Here is a 15669-nt window from a genome sequence, read left to right as displayed (position 1 = left end):
TTCATTATTGCATGCCCCGGCATGACCGGCGGCAAAGCTTCATGCGCGATGCGCGCGGTCAACTCTTGACCGCGCCCAATGTGATGCCGGTCACGAAATACCTTTGCACGAAGGGGTACACGCAGATGATCGGCAGGATGGACACCACGGTGATCGTCATGCGCACCGACAGCGGCGAGACGTTGCCGGCGGTCGCCGCTCGTCCGGCCTGGCCCATGTGGGCGGCGTTGGTCTGCGCCGAGGCGCTTTGCAGCACCTTCATCAGTTCGTACTGCATCGTGGTGATCGATTCGTTGAACGGCGCGTACAGGAAGGTGTCGAACCAGCTGTTCCACTGGCCCACCGCGCAGAACAGCGCCACCGTGGCGATCACCGGCCCCGACAGCGGCATCACCACCCGCCAGAAGATCACGAAGTCGTTCGCGCCGTCCAGGAACGCCGATTCCTGCAGGCTGTAGGGCAGCTGGTCGATGAAGCTGCGCATGACGATCAGGTTGTAGGCGCTAATCAGCCCGGGGATGATGTATACCCAGAAGCTGTTGTTGAGCTTGAACAGCCGGATCACCATGAAGTGCGGGATCAGCCCGCAGTCGATGTACATCGTCAGCAGGAACAAAAGCGTCGTGAAGCGGCGCAGGATGAAATCCCGCCGGCTGATCGCGTAGGCCAGCATGCTGGTGGACAGCACGCTGACCGTGGCGCCCAAGACGGTGCGCGCGACGGAGATCAGCATGCCCTGCCGAAGCGCCGGGTAGCGCGCGAGCGTTTGGAAATTCTGTAATGTGAACCTGCGCGGCCAGATGCCGATGCCGCCCTTGATCGAGTCCTTCGAATCGTTGAACGCGAGCGCGACGGCGTTCAGGAACGGAAACAGCGTCGCGATCAGAACCGCGATCATGAACGCAATCAGCAGCAAGTCGAAGATTTTGTCGCCGACCGACCCGCGGAGGAAGGCCCCTCTGTGCCGCATCGCCGCCTTCATCACAGCACCCCTTCCTGCCCGGCGCGCTTGGCGAACCAATTGGCCAGCATCAAAAGCGCGATCGACACCACCGATTTGAAGATGCCGATGGCCGTGCCGAAGCTGTAGCGGCTCTGGCCGATGCCGTACTTGAGCACGTAGATGTCCAGCACCTCCGAATACGAGCGCACCAGATCGCTGCCCAGCAGGTACTGCTTCTCAAAGCCGATGCTGATGATCCAGCCGATGTTCATGATTAGAATCACGACGATGACCGGCATGATGCAGGGCAGCGTGATGCGCAGCATCTTCTGGAAGCGGTTCGCGCCGTCGATCTCCGCCGATTCGTACAGCGCCTGATCGACGCTCGTGATGGCCGCCAGGAAGATGATCGCGTTCCAGCCGATCTCCTTCCAGATGTCGGACGCCGTCACGATCCCCCAGAAGTATTCGGGCACGGCGAGGAAGGCGGTGCGCGACTGCGTCAAGCCCATAGAGAGCAGCACGTTGTTGATCGGGCCCTCCGAGGACAGCATCGCGGAGATCATGCCGGCCGCGACCACCCAGGAGATGAAGTGCGGCAGATACGACACGGTCTGCACCACGCGCTTGAACAGGCGTCCGCGCAACTCGTTAATCATCAGCGCGAAGAGGATCGGCATGGCGAACCCGATCGTGAGCGACAAGAGGCTCATGGCCAGCGTGTTGCGCAGCGCAAGGTAGAACCGGCCGCGCGAGAGAAAGTCCTGCCACAGCAGTTGAAAGTGCTTGAGCCCCACGAACGGCGCGCCGAAAAAACTGTTTGCCAGGCTGGCCTTGAGCTTGAAATCCTGGAACGCCATCGTCCAGCCGGCCAGCGGCAGGTATTGGAACGCGATCGCCCAGATGATGAACGGCACCGACATCATCAGCAGATGGCGCTGCCGCCACAGCTTTTTGTGCAGGGACGCTCCGCGCTTCTTTGCCCGGCGCACGGTTGCAAAGACGGTTTTGCTCATCGCCGCCCTCCTCGTTTACAGAAATCACACAAATGTCAATCGATTTACATCTTGAGCGTATCATAGCGTAAAGTTTTGGGTTTGTCAACCCCGTATCGGCAGAAATTTTCTGGGGTTATGAAATGTAAATCGTTTGACTTTCCTGTGACGATATGATATGCTGATGCGGAGTAAACGACAACCGACAGACGGGGGATGCGCATGGCAACCATACACGAGATCGCTAAAAAGGTGGGCGTTTCAAGCGCGCTGGTGTCGCGCGTGCTCAACGACAAGCCCGGCGTCAGTCCCGAGAACCGGCGCAAGATCCGGGAGGCCATACGGGAGGCGCGCTATGTGCCCAACGCCCTGGCGCGTTCGCTCGTCAGGCAGTCCACTCAGATCATCGGCGTGGTGATGGACGACCTGTGCGAAAAATACTTCTTTGAACTGATCCGGGGTTTGCAGGACATGGGAGAGGAGATGGGCTACAATGTGGTGTTTTGCAGCGGCCGCAGCCGGCCGGACATAAAGTACCGCTATGTGGACTACTTCATGGAGGGGCGCGCGGACGGCATCGTCGCCTTCGGCAGCCGGCTCGAGGACGCGCCGCTCGTGCGTCACCTGGTCAAGCGCGCGCCCCACTGCGTGCTGATCGAGGGCGACGTGCCGGGCGAGAGCTTCAACCGTGTGCGCGTGAACAACACGGGCGGGGCCTACCGCGCGACCCGCCACCTGATCGCGCGCGGCTACAAGCGCATTTGCCACTTCACAGGCGACATGAACTACAATGTCGCGCACGAGCGGCTCGAGGGCTTCCTCGCCGCCATGCGCGACGCGGGGGTGCCTGTGGAGGACGGCACCGTGATCCAGTCCGACTTTGAGGAAGCGCTCGCCTGCGAGCGCATGACAAAGCTGATTGGGCAAGGCCGCGTGCCCGACGCCTGCTTCGCGGGCGCGGACAAGACCGCCTACGGCGTGATGCGCGCGCTGATCGCAAGCGGGCTGCGCGTGCCGGACGACGTGGCCGTGATCGGCTTTGACGACGAGGCGCCCGATTCGCGGGACATGCTGTTTCCCGGGCTGACCACGATGCGCCAGCCGCTGTACGAGATGGGGCAGATGGGCATCAAGCTGCTTGTCCGCTCGCTGACCACCCCGGATGCCGCGCCGCAATCGGTGGTGTTCGAGCCGGATTTCGTGATGCGAGAGAGTTGTATATGAGGAGGGACCGGGATGCGATTGTGCTTTCACGGGTTGCCGGAGGAACTGCGCGCTGGGCTTGACCGCGTAGCGCCGCTGCTTCAACTGAACGAGGCGCCGGACGGGCTCGCCGTGACGGTTGAGCGCCAGGGCGCGCCGGGCCTCGCCGTTTCAAAGCACGGCGACCGCGCGCTGATCCGCTACCATCACAGGGTCGAATTCTTCCGGGCGCTGTCGCTGCTTAAGCAGCGCGGCGGCGAGGCGGCGTTCGAGCTCCACGAGACCTGCTGCTTCGACCGCAACGGCGTGATGCTCGACTGCTCGCGGGGCGCCGTGCTCACGCCCGACTGCATGCGGGATCTGCTGGCGAAGATGGCGCTCATGGGCCTCAACTGGGCCATGCTGTACACGGAAGACACCTACGAGATCGAAGCTCAGCCCTACTTTGGCTACCTGCGCGGTCGGTATACTCAGGAGGAACTGCGCGCGCTCGACGACTGCGCCGACGAGCTCGGCATCGAGATGATCCCCTGCATCCAGACGCTGGCGCATCTGGAGTGCGCGCTGCGCTGGCCGGGCCTCGAGCAGGCCCAGGACTCCTATCGCAACCTGATGGTGGGCGAGGACGCCACCTACGCGCTGATCGAGCAAATGATCGTCGCCGCATCAAGCCCCTTCCGGTCGAAGCGCATCAACATCGGCATGGACGAGGCTTGGGAACTGGGGCTGGGCAATTACCTGTCCAAGTACGGCTACAAGCCCTGCGCCGAGCTGATGGACGAGCACCTAAGGCGCGTGCGGGCGATCATCAAGAAGCACGGCCTCAAGGCCATGATGTGGAGCGACATGCATTTCTACGCGGCTTCGCCCGCGCGCTTGCTGTACGACCCCGACTGCGTGCTGACGAGCGAGACGCTGTCGGCCGCGCCGCCCGAGATCGATTTGGCCTACTGGGACTACTACCACGAGGACGAGGCGCACTACGAGAAGCTGCTCAAGCTGCACGCCCGGTTCGAGGCCCGCACCGTGTTCGCGGGCGGCATATGGAGCTGGAACGGGCCGGTCGTCGACTATGCTCGGACGATTAATACGACGCTGCCCGCGCTCGCGCAGTGCCGAAAGCAGAACGTGCGCGAGGTGTTCGCCACCGCCTGGGGCGACGACGGCGCGGAGACCAACCTGACGGCGATCCTGTACGGCCTGCAGCTGTACGCCGAGTACGGCTACACCGGCGGGTACGACGCGGAAGAAGTGGCGCGCCGGTTCGAGGTGTGCGCGGGCGCAAGCGCGCAGGCCTTCCTCGACCTGTCCAGGCTGAACGTGCTGCCGGGGATTGCGCCGCCCGCCGGGGACGTATCGAACCCGCTCAAGAACCTGCTCTACGAGGATCCGCTGCTGCCGATCTTCGAGGAGGATTTACGGGGCGTACCCGCCGCGGAGCATTACGAGCAATTGATCCCGCTCTACGAGCGGTACGCGCGCGAGAACCCCGGCTACGCGCTGCTGTTCGAGTTCCACGCGCATATCGCGCGGGTTCTCAACGCAAAATGCCGCTGGCGCGACCGCGCGGCAACCTGCGTACGCGAACGGGACGGGGCGCAGATCGCCCGCATGCCGGCGCTGGCGCTCGAGGTCATCCGTGCGCTCGAGGCGCTGCGCCTTGCCTGGTTCGAGCTGTGGCATTCGACCAACAAGCCCTTCGGCTTCGAGGTGATCGACATCCGCCTGGGCGGGCTGATCGCGCGTTTTGGCACGGCGGCGCGGCGCTTCGAGGCGTTGCGGGACGGCTCTGTCGCGGATATCCCGGAACTCAGCACAACCAAGCTGCCCTATTTGCGCCGGCCGGACGGCGCGTATGAGATGCTCAACCACTGGATACCTGTCGTCACGCCGGGACATATCGGAATGAGGTGAGAATTTATGAGACATTTGAGTCGAATCGCGGCGCTATTTCTGATGTGTATGGTGATGTTCATGAGTTTTTCCACAGTTCAGGCCGCGTCCATCCGCCCCAGCCATGTCACGCAGGCCGAGATGGAGCAGACGCTCCTCCGGCTGTACGGCGAGTGGAAGGACAAATACCTCAAGCGCAGCCCCTACGATCCTGAACAGATGTACGTGTGGTACAACGACGGCGGTTATGTAGAGAAAGAAATCATCACCGTGTCGGAGGCGCATGGATACGGCATGGTCATCCTGGCGTCCATGGCCTCGCGTGATCCGGGCGCGAAGGATAGCTTCGACGCGATGTACGAGTATTTCCGGCATCACCGCAGTCAGATCAACAGCCAGTTGATGGCCTGGCAGCAGGCCGACGACGGCCGCGCGATCACCGATGTGAACGGCGTGGACTCGGCGACCGACGGCGACCTGGACATCGCTTACGCGCTGCTGCTGGCCGACGCGGCCTGGGGCAGCGCGGAGGTTGATTATCTGGGCCAGGCGAAGAAACTGATCGACGCCATTATGGAAAGCGAAGTCAACCACAGCGCATGGACGCTCAGGGTGGGCGATTGGGCGGACGCGACCGATCCGCTGACGCGCTCCTCCGATTTCATGCCCCAGCACTTGAAGGCCTTCGCGCGGGCGACCGGCGATGCGCGCTGGACGCAGGTGCTGGACGCGGAATACGCGATGGCACAATCGATCTTTGCCGGGTACAGTCCCAAGACCGGCCTGCTGCCCGACTTCATGACGGCGAAGGTCGGCGGCGGCCACCAGCCCGCGCAGCCGGGCGCGCTCGAGGGCGACAACGACGGCGCATATGCCTGGAACGCCTGCCGCTTCCCCTGGCGCTTGGCGACCGACTACCTGGTGACCGGCGACGAACGCGCGCTGCCGCAGCTCGCACAGCTGAACGACTGGATCAAGGCGGAAGCGAAGAATGAGCCCGACAACATCAAGGCGGGCTATACGCTGGAGGGCAAGGCGCTCGAGGACTACAGCGACCTGAGTTTCACCGCCCCGCTGATGGTCAGCGCCATGATCCGCCCGGACGATCAGCAATGGCTGAACGACCTGTGGGATTACAATACGAACGCCTTGACCGGGGAGAATGTCTACTATAGCAACACGCTGCGCCTGCTCGGCACGATCGTGGCGACGGGCAACTGGGATTAAAGCGCCCTCGGCTCGATTGCGCCTGCGAGGCGCTTGAGTTCGCGCTCGTCCACGCGTCCGGTCAGGCAACCGACCGCCTGTACGCAGATGCCGCCGGTGACGTTGCCGTAGCGCACGCAGTCCACGATGTCCCGCCCGTGATACAGTCCGTACATCAGGCCGGCCAGAAACGCGTCGCCCGCGCCGGTGGCGTCCACGAAGCGCACGCCGGGCAGCGGCGGCACCAGGATCGGCCGGCCGTTGACCATCACCAGGCAGCCCTCGGTGTCCAGCTTGACGATCGGGTGCGCGAAGTACGCGGCCAGCGCGTGCAGCGCGTCGAGCGGCGTCTGCGTTCCGGTGAGTTTCATGGCCTCGTTGCGGTTGGGGGTGTAGTAGTCGGCCAGTTTCAGGTAGTCGCGGTAGCCCTCCACCGACAGATCGTCGTTCCAGCCGGTATCCAGCACCACCGCCGCGTCGGGGCTCGCCGCCTTCACGTCGCGGCAGATGTCCAGCATCCCCAGCTGCATCTCCATCACCTTAGCGCCGCGGAACAATTCCGCGGCGCGCGCGCGTATGTCTTCCGTGATCGGCACGTCCTCCCTGTAGGAAATGAACGTGCGGTTGCTCGCCGTCACGGCGGTGGACGAGATTACGGTCGGGTAGCCGTCGCCCGCGTACAGGTTCGTGTACGACATGCCGGAGTCCCGGAGCGCGCGCTCGACGCGCTCGGAGAACTCGTCGCCGCCCAGGAACGTCGCCAGCTTGACCGGCACGCCCAGCCGCGCGAGCACGGTCATCGTGGCGGGCACGCCGCCGCCCGCCTGGATGTCGAACGAGCGGGCGTACAGCTCCTCGCCCTCCTCGGGCATGCGAGGGAGGCCCAAAAAGAAGATGTCACAGTTGGCGAACCCGATGCCGCAGGCAAAGCTCATATCATTTCCATCCTCCAATGTAATCCCCGCCCAACTCGATGTAGCGCGCGACCAACCGCTTGGCCAGCGAATACGAGCCCACCAGCGGGTGCACCATCAGGCAATCCACGGCCTTTTGGGCGTCGCGCTCGCCGATGGCCTCGGAACCGAGGCGCTCGTACAGCTTCACGCGCCGGATGTACTCCATCGGGATGCGTGCGGGGTGCGGGAACCGGTGCGGCGCGCAGCCGTCTTTCGTGATGTCGCAGCTGACCTCGACCACGTCGTCGTCCTCAAGGCCCGCGATCGCGCCGCGGTTGGGCACGCACAGGATCATCTGCGTCGCTTTTCCGGTGCGCTCGGCCTCGATGTACTTGAGCGCCACGCCCGCGTAGCCGCCGGCGTCCTGCGAATACACGTCGAACCGGAACGGCGGCTTGTGCGCGTCGGTTTGTGTTTCGTTCTGCATGTAGCTGTTCTCGCGGATGCCGTGCCACTTCTCAAACACTGCGAGGCAGGCGTCGAAGTCGCGCTCGACGTCCATCCGCGACAGTTCCTCGAGCATTTTGAGGTTCACGTCGCGGATCACGGTGCCGCGCGTGGTGCCCGACGCGCGGATGTTGCTTACGGCCCGTTCCGGGTAGAAGAAGTAATACAGGTACTCGTTGGGGATTTGCCCCAGCCGCTTCACCAACTCCGGCTCAAAGAAGCGCAGATCGGTGTCCCGATATGCGCGCGGATCGGCCATCAGCTCGGGCATGATGTCGCGCCCGTTCAGCATCACGCGCTCGAAGAAGCTCAGGTGGTTCAGCCCGTAGCACTCGCCGGTCAGCGCGTCCGGGCGCTCGCCCAGCGCCTTGGCGAACGCGTGCAGCATGCCGCTCGGGGCGTCGCAGATGCCGAACGTGAAGTCGTACCCCATGTCCCGCAGCGCCTGCGACACCAGCCCCGCCGGGTTGGTGAAGTTGAATACCTTGGCACCGGGCTTGGCATACCGCCTGACCAGCTCGCAGTATTCCGCCAGCGCCGGAACCGAACGCATCGCGAACGAAAAGCCCGCCGCGCCGGTGGTCTCCTGACCGAGCAGACCGAGCTCCAGCGCCGCCGTTTCATCGTCCACGCGCTTTGAATCCCCGCCCACGCGCATCGTGGTGATCGCGTAGTCGGCGTCTGTGACCGCTTCCACCGGGCTGCCCGTCAGCACAAACCGCACGCCAGGGTCGATCCTGCGCGCCACCTGCCGCGCCATCCCGCCGAACACGCGCAGCTTCTCGGGGTTGTTATCCATGAATACGATCGTATCGATCCCGAGCTCCCGCGCGCGCTGCGTCAGGCTCCGGGCCAGGAACATCGAGCGGACGCCGCCGCCGCCGATCACGCTGAGTTTCATCTATAGCGCCTCCCTGCGTATTAGTAGTCCGCCTCGTCCATCCGGAACAGCTTGTTGATCAGGAACACCGCCAGTACGCCCGATGAGATCAGCAGTACGCCCATCATGTTGGCGTAGCCGTAGTTGTTCTCGGTCAGCGCGGTCTTGTACAAATACAGCGGCAGGTTCAGCGTCAGCGAGCCCGGCCCGCCGTTGGTGGTCAGGAAGATCATCTCGAATTCCTTGAGCATACTGGTGGCCGCGATGATGACCGATGTGCCGAGGCTCCCCCTGACCAGCGGCAAAATGATCCTGAGGTCGATTTGAAGCGCGCTCGCGCCGTCGATGCGGGCTGCCTCCAGCACCTCGTGCGGTACGCTCTGGATGGCCGCCAGCATCAAAATGCAGATCAGCCCCGCGAACAGCAGCCAGCCCAGCGTGACCGTGGGGAAGGCGGTCTGGGTGGAGAAGTAGAAGTTGATGTCGCTGGGCTGTCCCGTGAAGAAGCTGATGGCCGAGTTCACGAGTCCGATCCCCGGCCGGAACACATTGAGCAGGATCACGCTCAACGCGGCCATGGAGATTACATTGGGGATCATGAACACCGTGCGAAAGAACTTCCAGCCCCGCCGCTTCTTGCTGAGAATCATGGCGGCGACGGCGCCGATGCCCACGTGCACCACGGCTTGCAGCCCGACCCAGATGCCGGTGTTCTTCAGCGCGCGCAGGATCGACGGATCGGAAAAGCCCTTGACGTAGTTTTTGAGCCCGATAAACCGCATCGCCGAGCCCGCCTTCCAGCTGGTGAGCGAGCTTGACAGCACCAGCGCGATCGGCACCAGGTACGTAAGCGCGAACAGCGCCACGCAGGGCAGCAGAAACAGCGCCACCGTGCGCCTCTTGATCTTCATCGCGCCGCCTCCATTCAGGAAATTCGGGGGATGCCGTACCCGGGGCGTTTCCGCCCATCCCCCGCCAGGGCGGGGAATGGGTGGAATACCCCGCGGGGGATCAGTCCACGTTCTTCTGCGCCGCCGCGGTCAGCGCCTGAGCAAACTCCTCGGGCGTGATGGCGTTCTGGGCCAGCATGGGATACTGCACCGAGACCTCGTCGACCACGTTGGCAAACCACAGGCTCTGGAAGTCGTTGATGCTGCGGCCGGCGTTCGCACCCAACTTAATGGTTTCGTTCACCAGCGGGTACACCTCGTCGGAGACGACGGCCGGGTTGTCCGGGATCTCGCCGGTCATCTCGAGCGCGCGCTGCTGCGCGTGGGGCGAGGTGAAGAACTTCACGAACGCCAGCGCGGCCTCGATCCCCTCGGGGGACTTGGCGCCTACGTTGAACCCGATCTTGCCGCTGTTGTACATCACATTGCCCGGATAGGCCGCTACGCCCACCTGGTCCGCAAAGCCCTCGGGCGCCATCGAGGCGTCGTAGAAGCTGCTGATCATCCAGGGGCCGTTGGCGATCATCGCGGTCTTGCCCGCGTAGAAGTTGGCGGCGGCATGCTCGTACTTGCCGCCCACGGCGTCGGAGGTGGTGTAGTTCATGAACAGCTTCTGGATGTTGCCCGCCGCTTCGATGAACTCGGGCGTGTTGTAGTCGGTGGGTTGCAGCGTGTTCATGAACGCCTCGCCCGCGTCGCTTGTGCCGATCATCGCGCCCAGCATCAGGCTCGTGACCCAGCCGCTGTCGGCGGTGTCCATCGACACGGGCGTGATGCCCGCGGCCTTGAGCTGCTCGCACTGCGCGAAGAACTCGTCCCAGGTCGCGGCGGGCCCCGAGATGCCGGCCTTTTCAAACAGCGCCTTGTTGTAGAAGTAGCCGATGACCTGCTTGGACTGCGGGATGCCGTACAGCTTGCCGTCGCGGCTGTTCACATTGAGGCCTACCTCGCTGATGCCGGCCTTCCACTCGGGATCGGCGTCCAGATAGGGCGTCAGGTCCGTCAGCTTGTCGCGCATCAGGTCGATCAGGTTGTAGCCGCCGCAGTTAAACGCACTGGGCAGCGAGTCGGACGAATACAGCACCTTGATCTTGTCCACATACGCCTGGTCGCCCGGAATCTCCTCCACAACCAGCTTGTACTTGCCCTCGTACAGCTTGTCAAACTCGCCCTTCAACTCGTTGAACCAGCCGGTCGCGCCGTTCACGCCCACCCACATGTTGGGGAAGCTAATCTCGACAGCCTCGGCCAGCGCCGCGCCCGTCATGCCAAGGCAGATCACAACAGCCAGGATCAGAGCCAGGACCTTCTTCATGGTACAGTTCCTCCCTTATCTATAATCTGCGCGCGTCCCGCGCGCCGGGAAAACGGATTACCCCTTGACAGATCCCGCCACCAAACTGTCGGTGATTTGCTCCTGCAGCAGCACGTAGATCAGGATGCTGGGCAAGACCACCATCACCAGCGCCGCGAACATGGCGGTGTAGTTGAACGTGAACTGGCTGGTGAAGTAAGACAGCGCCAGCGGGATCGTGCGGTTGTCGTTGCTCTTGGTCAGGATCAGCGCGAACATGAACTCGTTCCACGACGTCAGGAACTGCATGACCGCGGCGGCGGCCAACCCGGGCTTGACCACGGGCAGCACGATCGAGAAAAAGATGCGCAAAAACCCGCCGCCGTCCACGAACGCCGCCTCCTCAAGCTCCTTGGGCACGCCCTGGAAGTGCGCGCGCAGGATGAACAGCGAGGTGGGCAGCCCCAGCGCCGCGTACACGATCGTAAGTCCCGCCTTGGTGTCGTACAGCCCGATCCTGGTTAAGATGATGTAGATCGGCATCAGCAGCGCCGCCACCGGAACCAGCAGCGACGAGGAGAACAGCATCATAAGCGCCTTCGAGCCGCGAAACGGCACGCGCACGATGACGTACGCCGCCATCGCCACCACCAGCACGCCGAGCGCCGTGCTCAGGCCGGCTATGAGCAGGCTGTTGCCGTAGTATCGGAAGATGGGCGACATGGAAAGCGCGGCGGCATATCCGTCCAAGCCGATCCTCGACGGCAGCGCGAACGCGCTCTGCAAGATCTCCTGGTTGGTCTTGAACGAGGACATCACGATCCACACGAGCGGGCCGACCGAGATCAACGTGATGAACGCCAAGAACATCCACCTGAGCACGACCGCCGCCGCGCTGCTGCGCTCCTTCATCTTAACGGCCTCCTTATCCTTCGATCGCCCGGCAGCTCTCCCGTTCCAACACCGAAAACGGCACGTTGATCTCCGCGCTCAGCATCGCGGGATCCGGTTCGGCGAAGAAGCTAAGCGTATTGCGCACGATGTCCTTAAGCGGCTGATGGATCGTGGTCAGCCGCGGGCGCGCCCTGTCGGCGATGGGCAAATCATCAAAGCCCATGACCGACACGTCCTCGGGCACGCGGATGCCCGCGTCCTTAAGCGCGCGCATCGCCCCGATGGCCATCTGATCGCTGGACGCGAACAGCGCGGTGAACGCCTGCCCTTCCGACAGCAACTGCCGGCACAGCTCGTAGCCCGCGTCGTCGGTCAGCGCGCCGCAGCGCCACAGCCGATCGTGGAACGGAAGGCCGGCCTCCGTAAGCGCCTGTTTCGCGCCGATGATGCGCTGGAACCCGCTGCCGATCGATTTCGGCGAGTCGCTGAGGAACGCGATGCGCTTATGCCCCAGCCCTATCAGGTACTTTGTGCCCTCATAGCCGCCCGCCAGGTCGTTGATGTGCACCGCCGTCACGCGCCCGCCATACCCGAGGTTCGCGCCGCCGCACACCACCGCGCGCAGCTCCCGCGCCTCGATCAGCGCCATCAGGTCGGGCGGGATGTCCTCGTCGAGCAGGATGAGCCCGCGCAGGTTCAGCGCCTTGATCGTGTCCAAGTAGCTATGGCGCGCATTGCCGCATGCGGGGATGAACACCGACTGGAAGCCGTAGGTTCCGACTTGATCCATGATCTCGCGCAGCACATCGATGTAGTATTGCAGCCCGAGCTCCGGGATCACCACCCCGACCATCGGATTAGCCGCCGCGCGCATCCGCGGGACCTCACCCTCGCCGAGCGGCCCGAGCACCCGCGCGATCCGTGCCGACTTGTCCGGGCTCACCACCTCGGTACCCGTCAGATATCGTGAAACCGTGGCCGCGGACACCCCCGCCCGCTGCGCAATCTCCCGCACGGTCACGGCGCGCACCTCATTTCTTCGGTGATCGTTATGAAACAATCTGAAACAAATAGGGGGATTCAGTGAATCGGATTCTTGTATTCATTATATTCGTTTCAATTCGAAATTTCAATAGGGATTATTGGATGGTTATTTGGGGCCCGTTATGTGAATTGTGACCCGGATGCCGATTTGTTTCAGAAACAATCGTGCTGCGAGGATGGGATGGCCTTGCATGCCGGACGCGGGCGCCGGGCGGGTGGTTTTACGCGGCGGGGGACCGCACTGCGATCGAAGGCGCCGCCCAGCGGGCGGCGCCTTCGATCGAGGACACCGGAATCGGCCGCACGGCCCTATGGCCTGGGAGATGGATGCGGCGGCGCAGGGGACGGAGTACGGGGGACGCTGAGGCCAGCCCCAGACCCCGCTCAAGGGACAGGCCCCTTGAGAATCCCCATGACCGCTTACGTGGGGAAGACGGTGTCGCCGCTCAGTGGGCGTGCGCGTGCACGGCGTCGTGCAGGAATGCGGCGCAGCCGGCCACCTTTTGGTCGTAGTGGGCGGTGAAGCGTTCGTCGCATACGTACATCTGAGTGAGACCCTTATGCGCCTCGGCGGTATACTGGGGCCAGGTGTACGAAAGCCATGCCTTGTGCAGCGCGCACAGCGCGCCCCCCTCGTCGCCGGTCGGGTCTAGCCCGTCCTGCACGGCGCGCTCGAGCCGCGCTTGCAGTTCGGTCGCCGCCTGCTGCATCGCGTCGTACTGCGCCTTCGTCATATTCATCAGCTTCCGGTTGCTCTCGTCCACCGCCGCCTCGCCATAGCGCTCGCGCGCCTCCCGGCCGTGCCTCAGCTCATTGTCCTCGACCAATTGCCGCTTGAAACCCTCGAATTTCTGGTGATCGTCCATGGCCTTGCCCTCCTCTTGGCTGTTCAGCGTGTTCTTGACCGTCGAGATCAATCGCTCGATACGCGCGCGGCGCAACTCGAGCGCGGTGAGATGCGCCCGGAGCGCATGCGCCACGTCGAAGTCCGGCGCGTCCAGCACCTGCCGGATGTCAGAAAGCGCCATGTCCATTTCCCGGTACAGCAGGATCTGCTGCAGCCGGTTGACCTCGTCGCTTCCGTAAATCCGGTAGCCCGAGGAACGCACCCGCGCAGGCTTGAGCAGCCCGATCTGGTCGTAGTAGCGCAGCGTGCGCGCGCTGATCCCCGACAACCGCGAAAGCTGGTCCACTGTGTACTCCATGCGCATCCCTCCTCTCGACGCCCAAAGCATAAACCCTGACGCAGCGTCAGGGTCAAGTTAAGAGATGGTGATTTATCGCGGTTTTATCCGCTTGCGCAGGGGCCGATGCGCGCATCGGCCCCACGGGTGCCGCTCATGCCGTATGGCTGTGCGTTTGGCCTGGTTGTGTCATAGGCTGACCTTCTTCTCCAGCAGCCACGCGCTCAGCGCGAACGAGCCGACCATCGCGCCCAGGTAGGCGACGTACCTCGGCCAGGCGCCCAGCACGACGTCCGGGAAGCTGTGGCCCGGTTGTATGACCGTGCCCGGCAACTGGGCGGCGCCCCACTGGAGCGCGGCCATCAGGCCGACGAAGATCAAAAAGCTCAAGAAGCCCTTGAACTTCTTGTTTTGCAGCACCGTTGCGCTCAGCGTGATGGCGAGGTAGGCGATCGTCACGACGGTGAAGAAGTTAATCAAAAAGTCAAGGGCCATCGCCGCGATCACCGTGAGCACGGTTTGAAGGTCGATGCTGGACATGTTCTTGAGCACCTGCTCCAGCATGATCCCACCGAGGTCGATTTGAGGGAAGGTACGCCTCAGCAGCGTAAAATCCCAGGCCGCGGTTCCGGCCAGCAGAAGGGCTAAGAACAGCCCCAGCAGCAATGCCGCCAGCAGCTTTGAGCCCAGGATTTTGGTGGCGGAGTTGGGCGTCATGAACGTCAGGTAGCTGGTCTTGGCATTCAGCTCCTTGGAATACAGCGCCACGCTGTAGAGCAGCATGCCCAGCACGCAGAGCATCGCGGCGAAGAACAGCAGCGTCGAGGCCGGTATCACCAATTCCACGTCCTTGCGCAAGACCGCGTACAGGAAGAAGCCTTGCAGCAGGATGATCGAGCCCAGCATCGCTACGATGCCGGACAGGTTCCGGCGGTACTCGTACTTTATCAGGTGAAGCATCGCAATTCCCCCTTTACGCGTAGATTTCTCTGTACAGCTCGACCAAGTTCTTGCCGCGCTCCTCGCGCAGCGCGCTCGCCGCGCCCTCGAGCACCTTCGTGCCCGACTTCATGAAGATCGCGTAATCGACGATCTTCTCGAGCTCATCCACCAGGTGGCTGGACAGCAGGAACGTGCGCTCGGGCGAGATGCGCTCCGCAATCGCGTCGATCACCTGGTCGCGCGCGATGATGTCGATGCCGTTGAGCGGCTCGTCCAGCATAATCAGATCGCTCGCGCGCGACAGCGTGACCGCGATCTTGAGCTTGGCCATCATGCCGCTGGACAGCTGGCGCACACGGGTAGCAGGCGGCAGCTGCATGGAGGCGAGCGCCTCGCGGTAGCGCGCGCGGTCGAAGTCGGGGAAGAAGTCCGCGTAGTACGCGCCCACGTCCTCGCCGTTCATGTAGCCGAAGAAGTAGCCCTCGGTGGGCATGTAGGCGACGCGCGCCTTGCTCTCGGGTCCGATCGGATCGCCGCCGAACGTAAGCTCGCCCGACGTGGGCTTCGTGAGTCCCGCCACCATCTTCATAAAGGTGGTCTTGCCGCTGCCGTTGGGCCCGAGCAGCGCGTACACGCGCCCCCTCGGAATCTCAAGGCTCAGGTCCGAAACCGCGGTGGTAGTCAGGTATTTCTTGGTCAGATGCTCGCATGAAAGCATGGCTGTCCCCTCCGTTTGCGAAATCGCGCCTTCATTGTACCACAAACTCCGTCCGTCAAACAGCGCGTGCGCGTCAACTTTTGGGGATACAAGTTGTTGAGGCATAATGCTTCACACGGA

General features: G+C 63.2%; 14 protein-coding genes. 3 read left to right on the top strand and 11 right to left on the bottom strand.

The annotated features are described in order from the left end of the window. Positions 1 to 58 precede the first annotated feature (58 nt). Positions 59 to 982 (bottom strand): carbohydrate ABC transporter permease, encoded by a 924-nt coding sequence (locus ACH6CV_RS12705; protein WP_456358575.1) that lies wholly within the window; start codon positions 980 to 982, stop codon positions 59 to 61. Continuing rightward, a complete protein-coding gene (locus ACH6CV_RS12700; protein WP_456358574.1) occupies positions 982 to 1959 on the bottom strand; it encodes an ABC transporter permease in 978 nt (325 codons plus the stop codon). Before ACH6CV_RS12700 ends, ACH6CV_RS12705 begins: the two co-directional genes overlap by 1 nt. A 201-nt stretch (positions 1960 to 2160) precedes the next feature. Here ACH6CV_RS12700 and ACH6CV_RS12695 point away from each other — a divergent pair, with 201 nt between their 5' ends. The 3 genes from ACH6CV_RS12695 to ACH6CV_RS12685 are packed head-to-tail and all read left to right on the top strand — an operon-like array spanning position 2161 to position 6261. Beyond that, positions 2161 to 3162 carry a LacI family DNA-binding transcriptional regulator gene (locus ACH6CV_RS12695; protein ID WP_456358573.1) on the top strand — a complete coding sequence of 334 codons (1002 nt, stop codon included), beginning with the start codon at positions 2161 to 2163 and terminating at the stop codon, positions 3160 to 3162. Positions 3163 to 3174: 12 nt separating this feature from the next. Beyond that, positions 3175 to 5055 (top strand): family 20 glycosylhydrolase, encoded by a 1881-nt coding sequence (locus ACH6CV_RS12690; protein ID WP_456358572.1) that lies wholly within the window; start codon positions 3175 to 3177, stop codon positions 5053 to 5055. A 6-nt stretch (positions 5056 to 5061) separates the two neighbouring features. Continuing rightward, on the top strand, positions 5062 to 6261 hold the full coding sequence (locus tag ACH6CV_RS12685; RefSeq protein ID WP_456358571.1) for a glycosyl hydrolase family 8: 1200 nt from the start codon (positions 5062 to 5064) through the stop codon (positions 6259 to 6261). Here ACH6CV_RS12685 and ACH6CV_RS12680 read toward each other — a convergent pair. The 9 genes from ACH6CV_RS12680 to ACH6CV_RS12640 form a co-directional block, all read right to left on the bottom strand. Beyond that, positions 6258 to 7175 carry a carbohydrate kinase family protein gene (locus ACH6CV_RS12680; RefSeq protein WP_456358570.1) on the bottom strand — a complete coding sequence of 306 codons (918 nt, stop codon included), beginning with the start codon at positions 7173 to 7175 and terminating at the stop codon, positions 6258 to 6260. The two genes, ACH6CV_RS12685 and ACH6CV_RS12680, sit on opposite strands and share 4 nt — an antisense overlap. A 1-nt stretch (position 7176) precedes the next feature. Further along, the gene (locus tag ACH6CV_RS12675) at positions 7177 to 8544 is read right to left on the bottom strand and encodes a family 4 glycosyl hydrolase (RefSeq protein WP_456358569.1); all 1368 of its coding nucleotides are present in this window, start codon (positions 8542 to 8544) and stop codon (positions 7177 to 7179) included. Positions 8545 to 8564: 20 nt separating this feature from the next. After that, positions 8565 to 9434, bottom strand: coding sequence for a carbohydrate ABC transporter permease (locus ACH6CV_RS12670; protein WP_456358568.1), 870 nt, complete (start codon positions 9432 to 9434; stop codon positions 8565 to 8567). A 100-nt stretch (positions 9435 to 9534) separates the two neighbouring features. Beyond that, positions 9535 to 10788 (bottom strand): ABC transporter substrate-binding protein, encoded by a 1254-nt coding sequence (locus tag ACH6CV_RS12665; RefSeq protein WP_456358567.1) that lies wholly within the window; start codon positions 10786 to 10788, stop codon positions 9535 to 9537. A gap of 57 nt (positions 10789 to 10845) precedes the next feature. Beyond that, complete coding sequence (locus tag ACH6CV_RS12660; protein WP_456358566.1) at positions 10846 to 11679, bottom strand: carbohydrate ABC transporter permease; 834 nt, start codon at positions 11677 to 11679, stop codon at positions 10846 to 10848. Between the two features lie 13 nt (positions 11680 to 11692). Beyond that, complete coding sequence (locus ACH6CV_RS12655) at positions 11693 to 12682, bottom strand: LacI family DNA-binding transcriptional regulator (RefSeq protein WP_456358565.1); 990 nt, start codon at positions 12680 to 12682, stop codon at positions 11693 to 11695. Positions 12683 to 13151: 469 nt separating this feature from the next. Then, the gene (locus tag ACH6CV_RS12650) at positions 13152 to 13910 is read right to left on the bottom strand and encodes a MerR family transcriptional regulator (RefSeq protein WP_456358564.1); all 759 of its coding nucleotides are present in this window, start codon (positions 13908 to 13910) and stop codon (positions 13152 to 13154) included. 168 nt (positions 13911 to 14078) lie between these two features. Further along, positions 14079 to 14849 carry a hypothetical protein gene (locus tag ACH6CV_RS12645; RefSeq protein ID WP_456358563.1) on the bottom strand — a complete coding sequence of 257 codons (771 nt, stop codon included), beginning with the start codon at positions 14847 to 14849 and terminating at the stop codon, positions 14079 to 14081. A gap of 13 nt (positions 14850 to 14862) precedes the next feature. Continuing rightward, positions 14863 to 15549, bottom strand: a complete 687-nt coding sequence (locus tag ACH6CV_RS12640; RefSeq protein ID WP_456358562.1) for an ABC transporter ATP-binding protein — start codon at positions 15547 to 15549, stop codon at positions 14863 to 14865. Positions 15550 to 15669: the final 120 nt, after the last annotated feature.

The organism is Anaerozeibacter quisquiliarum, assembly GCF_051162045.1.
In the GTDB taxonomy this organism is placed as follows: Bacteria; Bacillota; Clostridia; order Christensenellales; family Aristaeellaceae; genus Anaerozeibacter; species Anaerozeibacter quisquiliarum.
The sequence above is the reverse complement of the archived record's forward strand: the minus strand, read 5'-3'. Positions and strand labels throughout refer to the sequence as shown.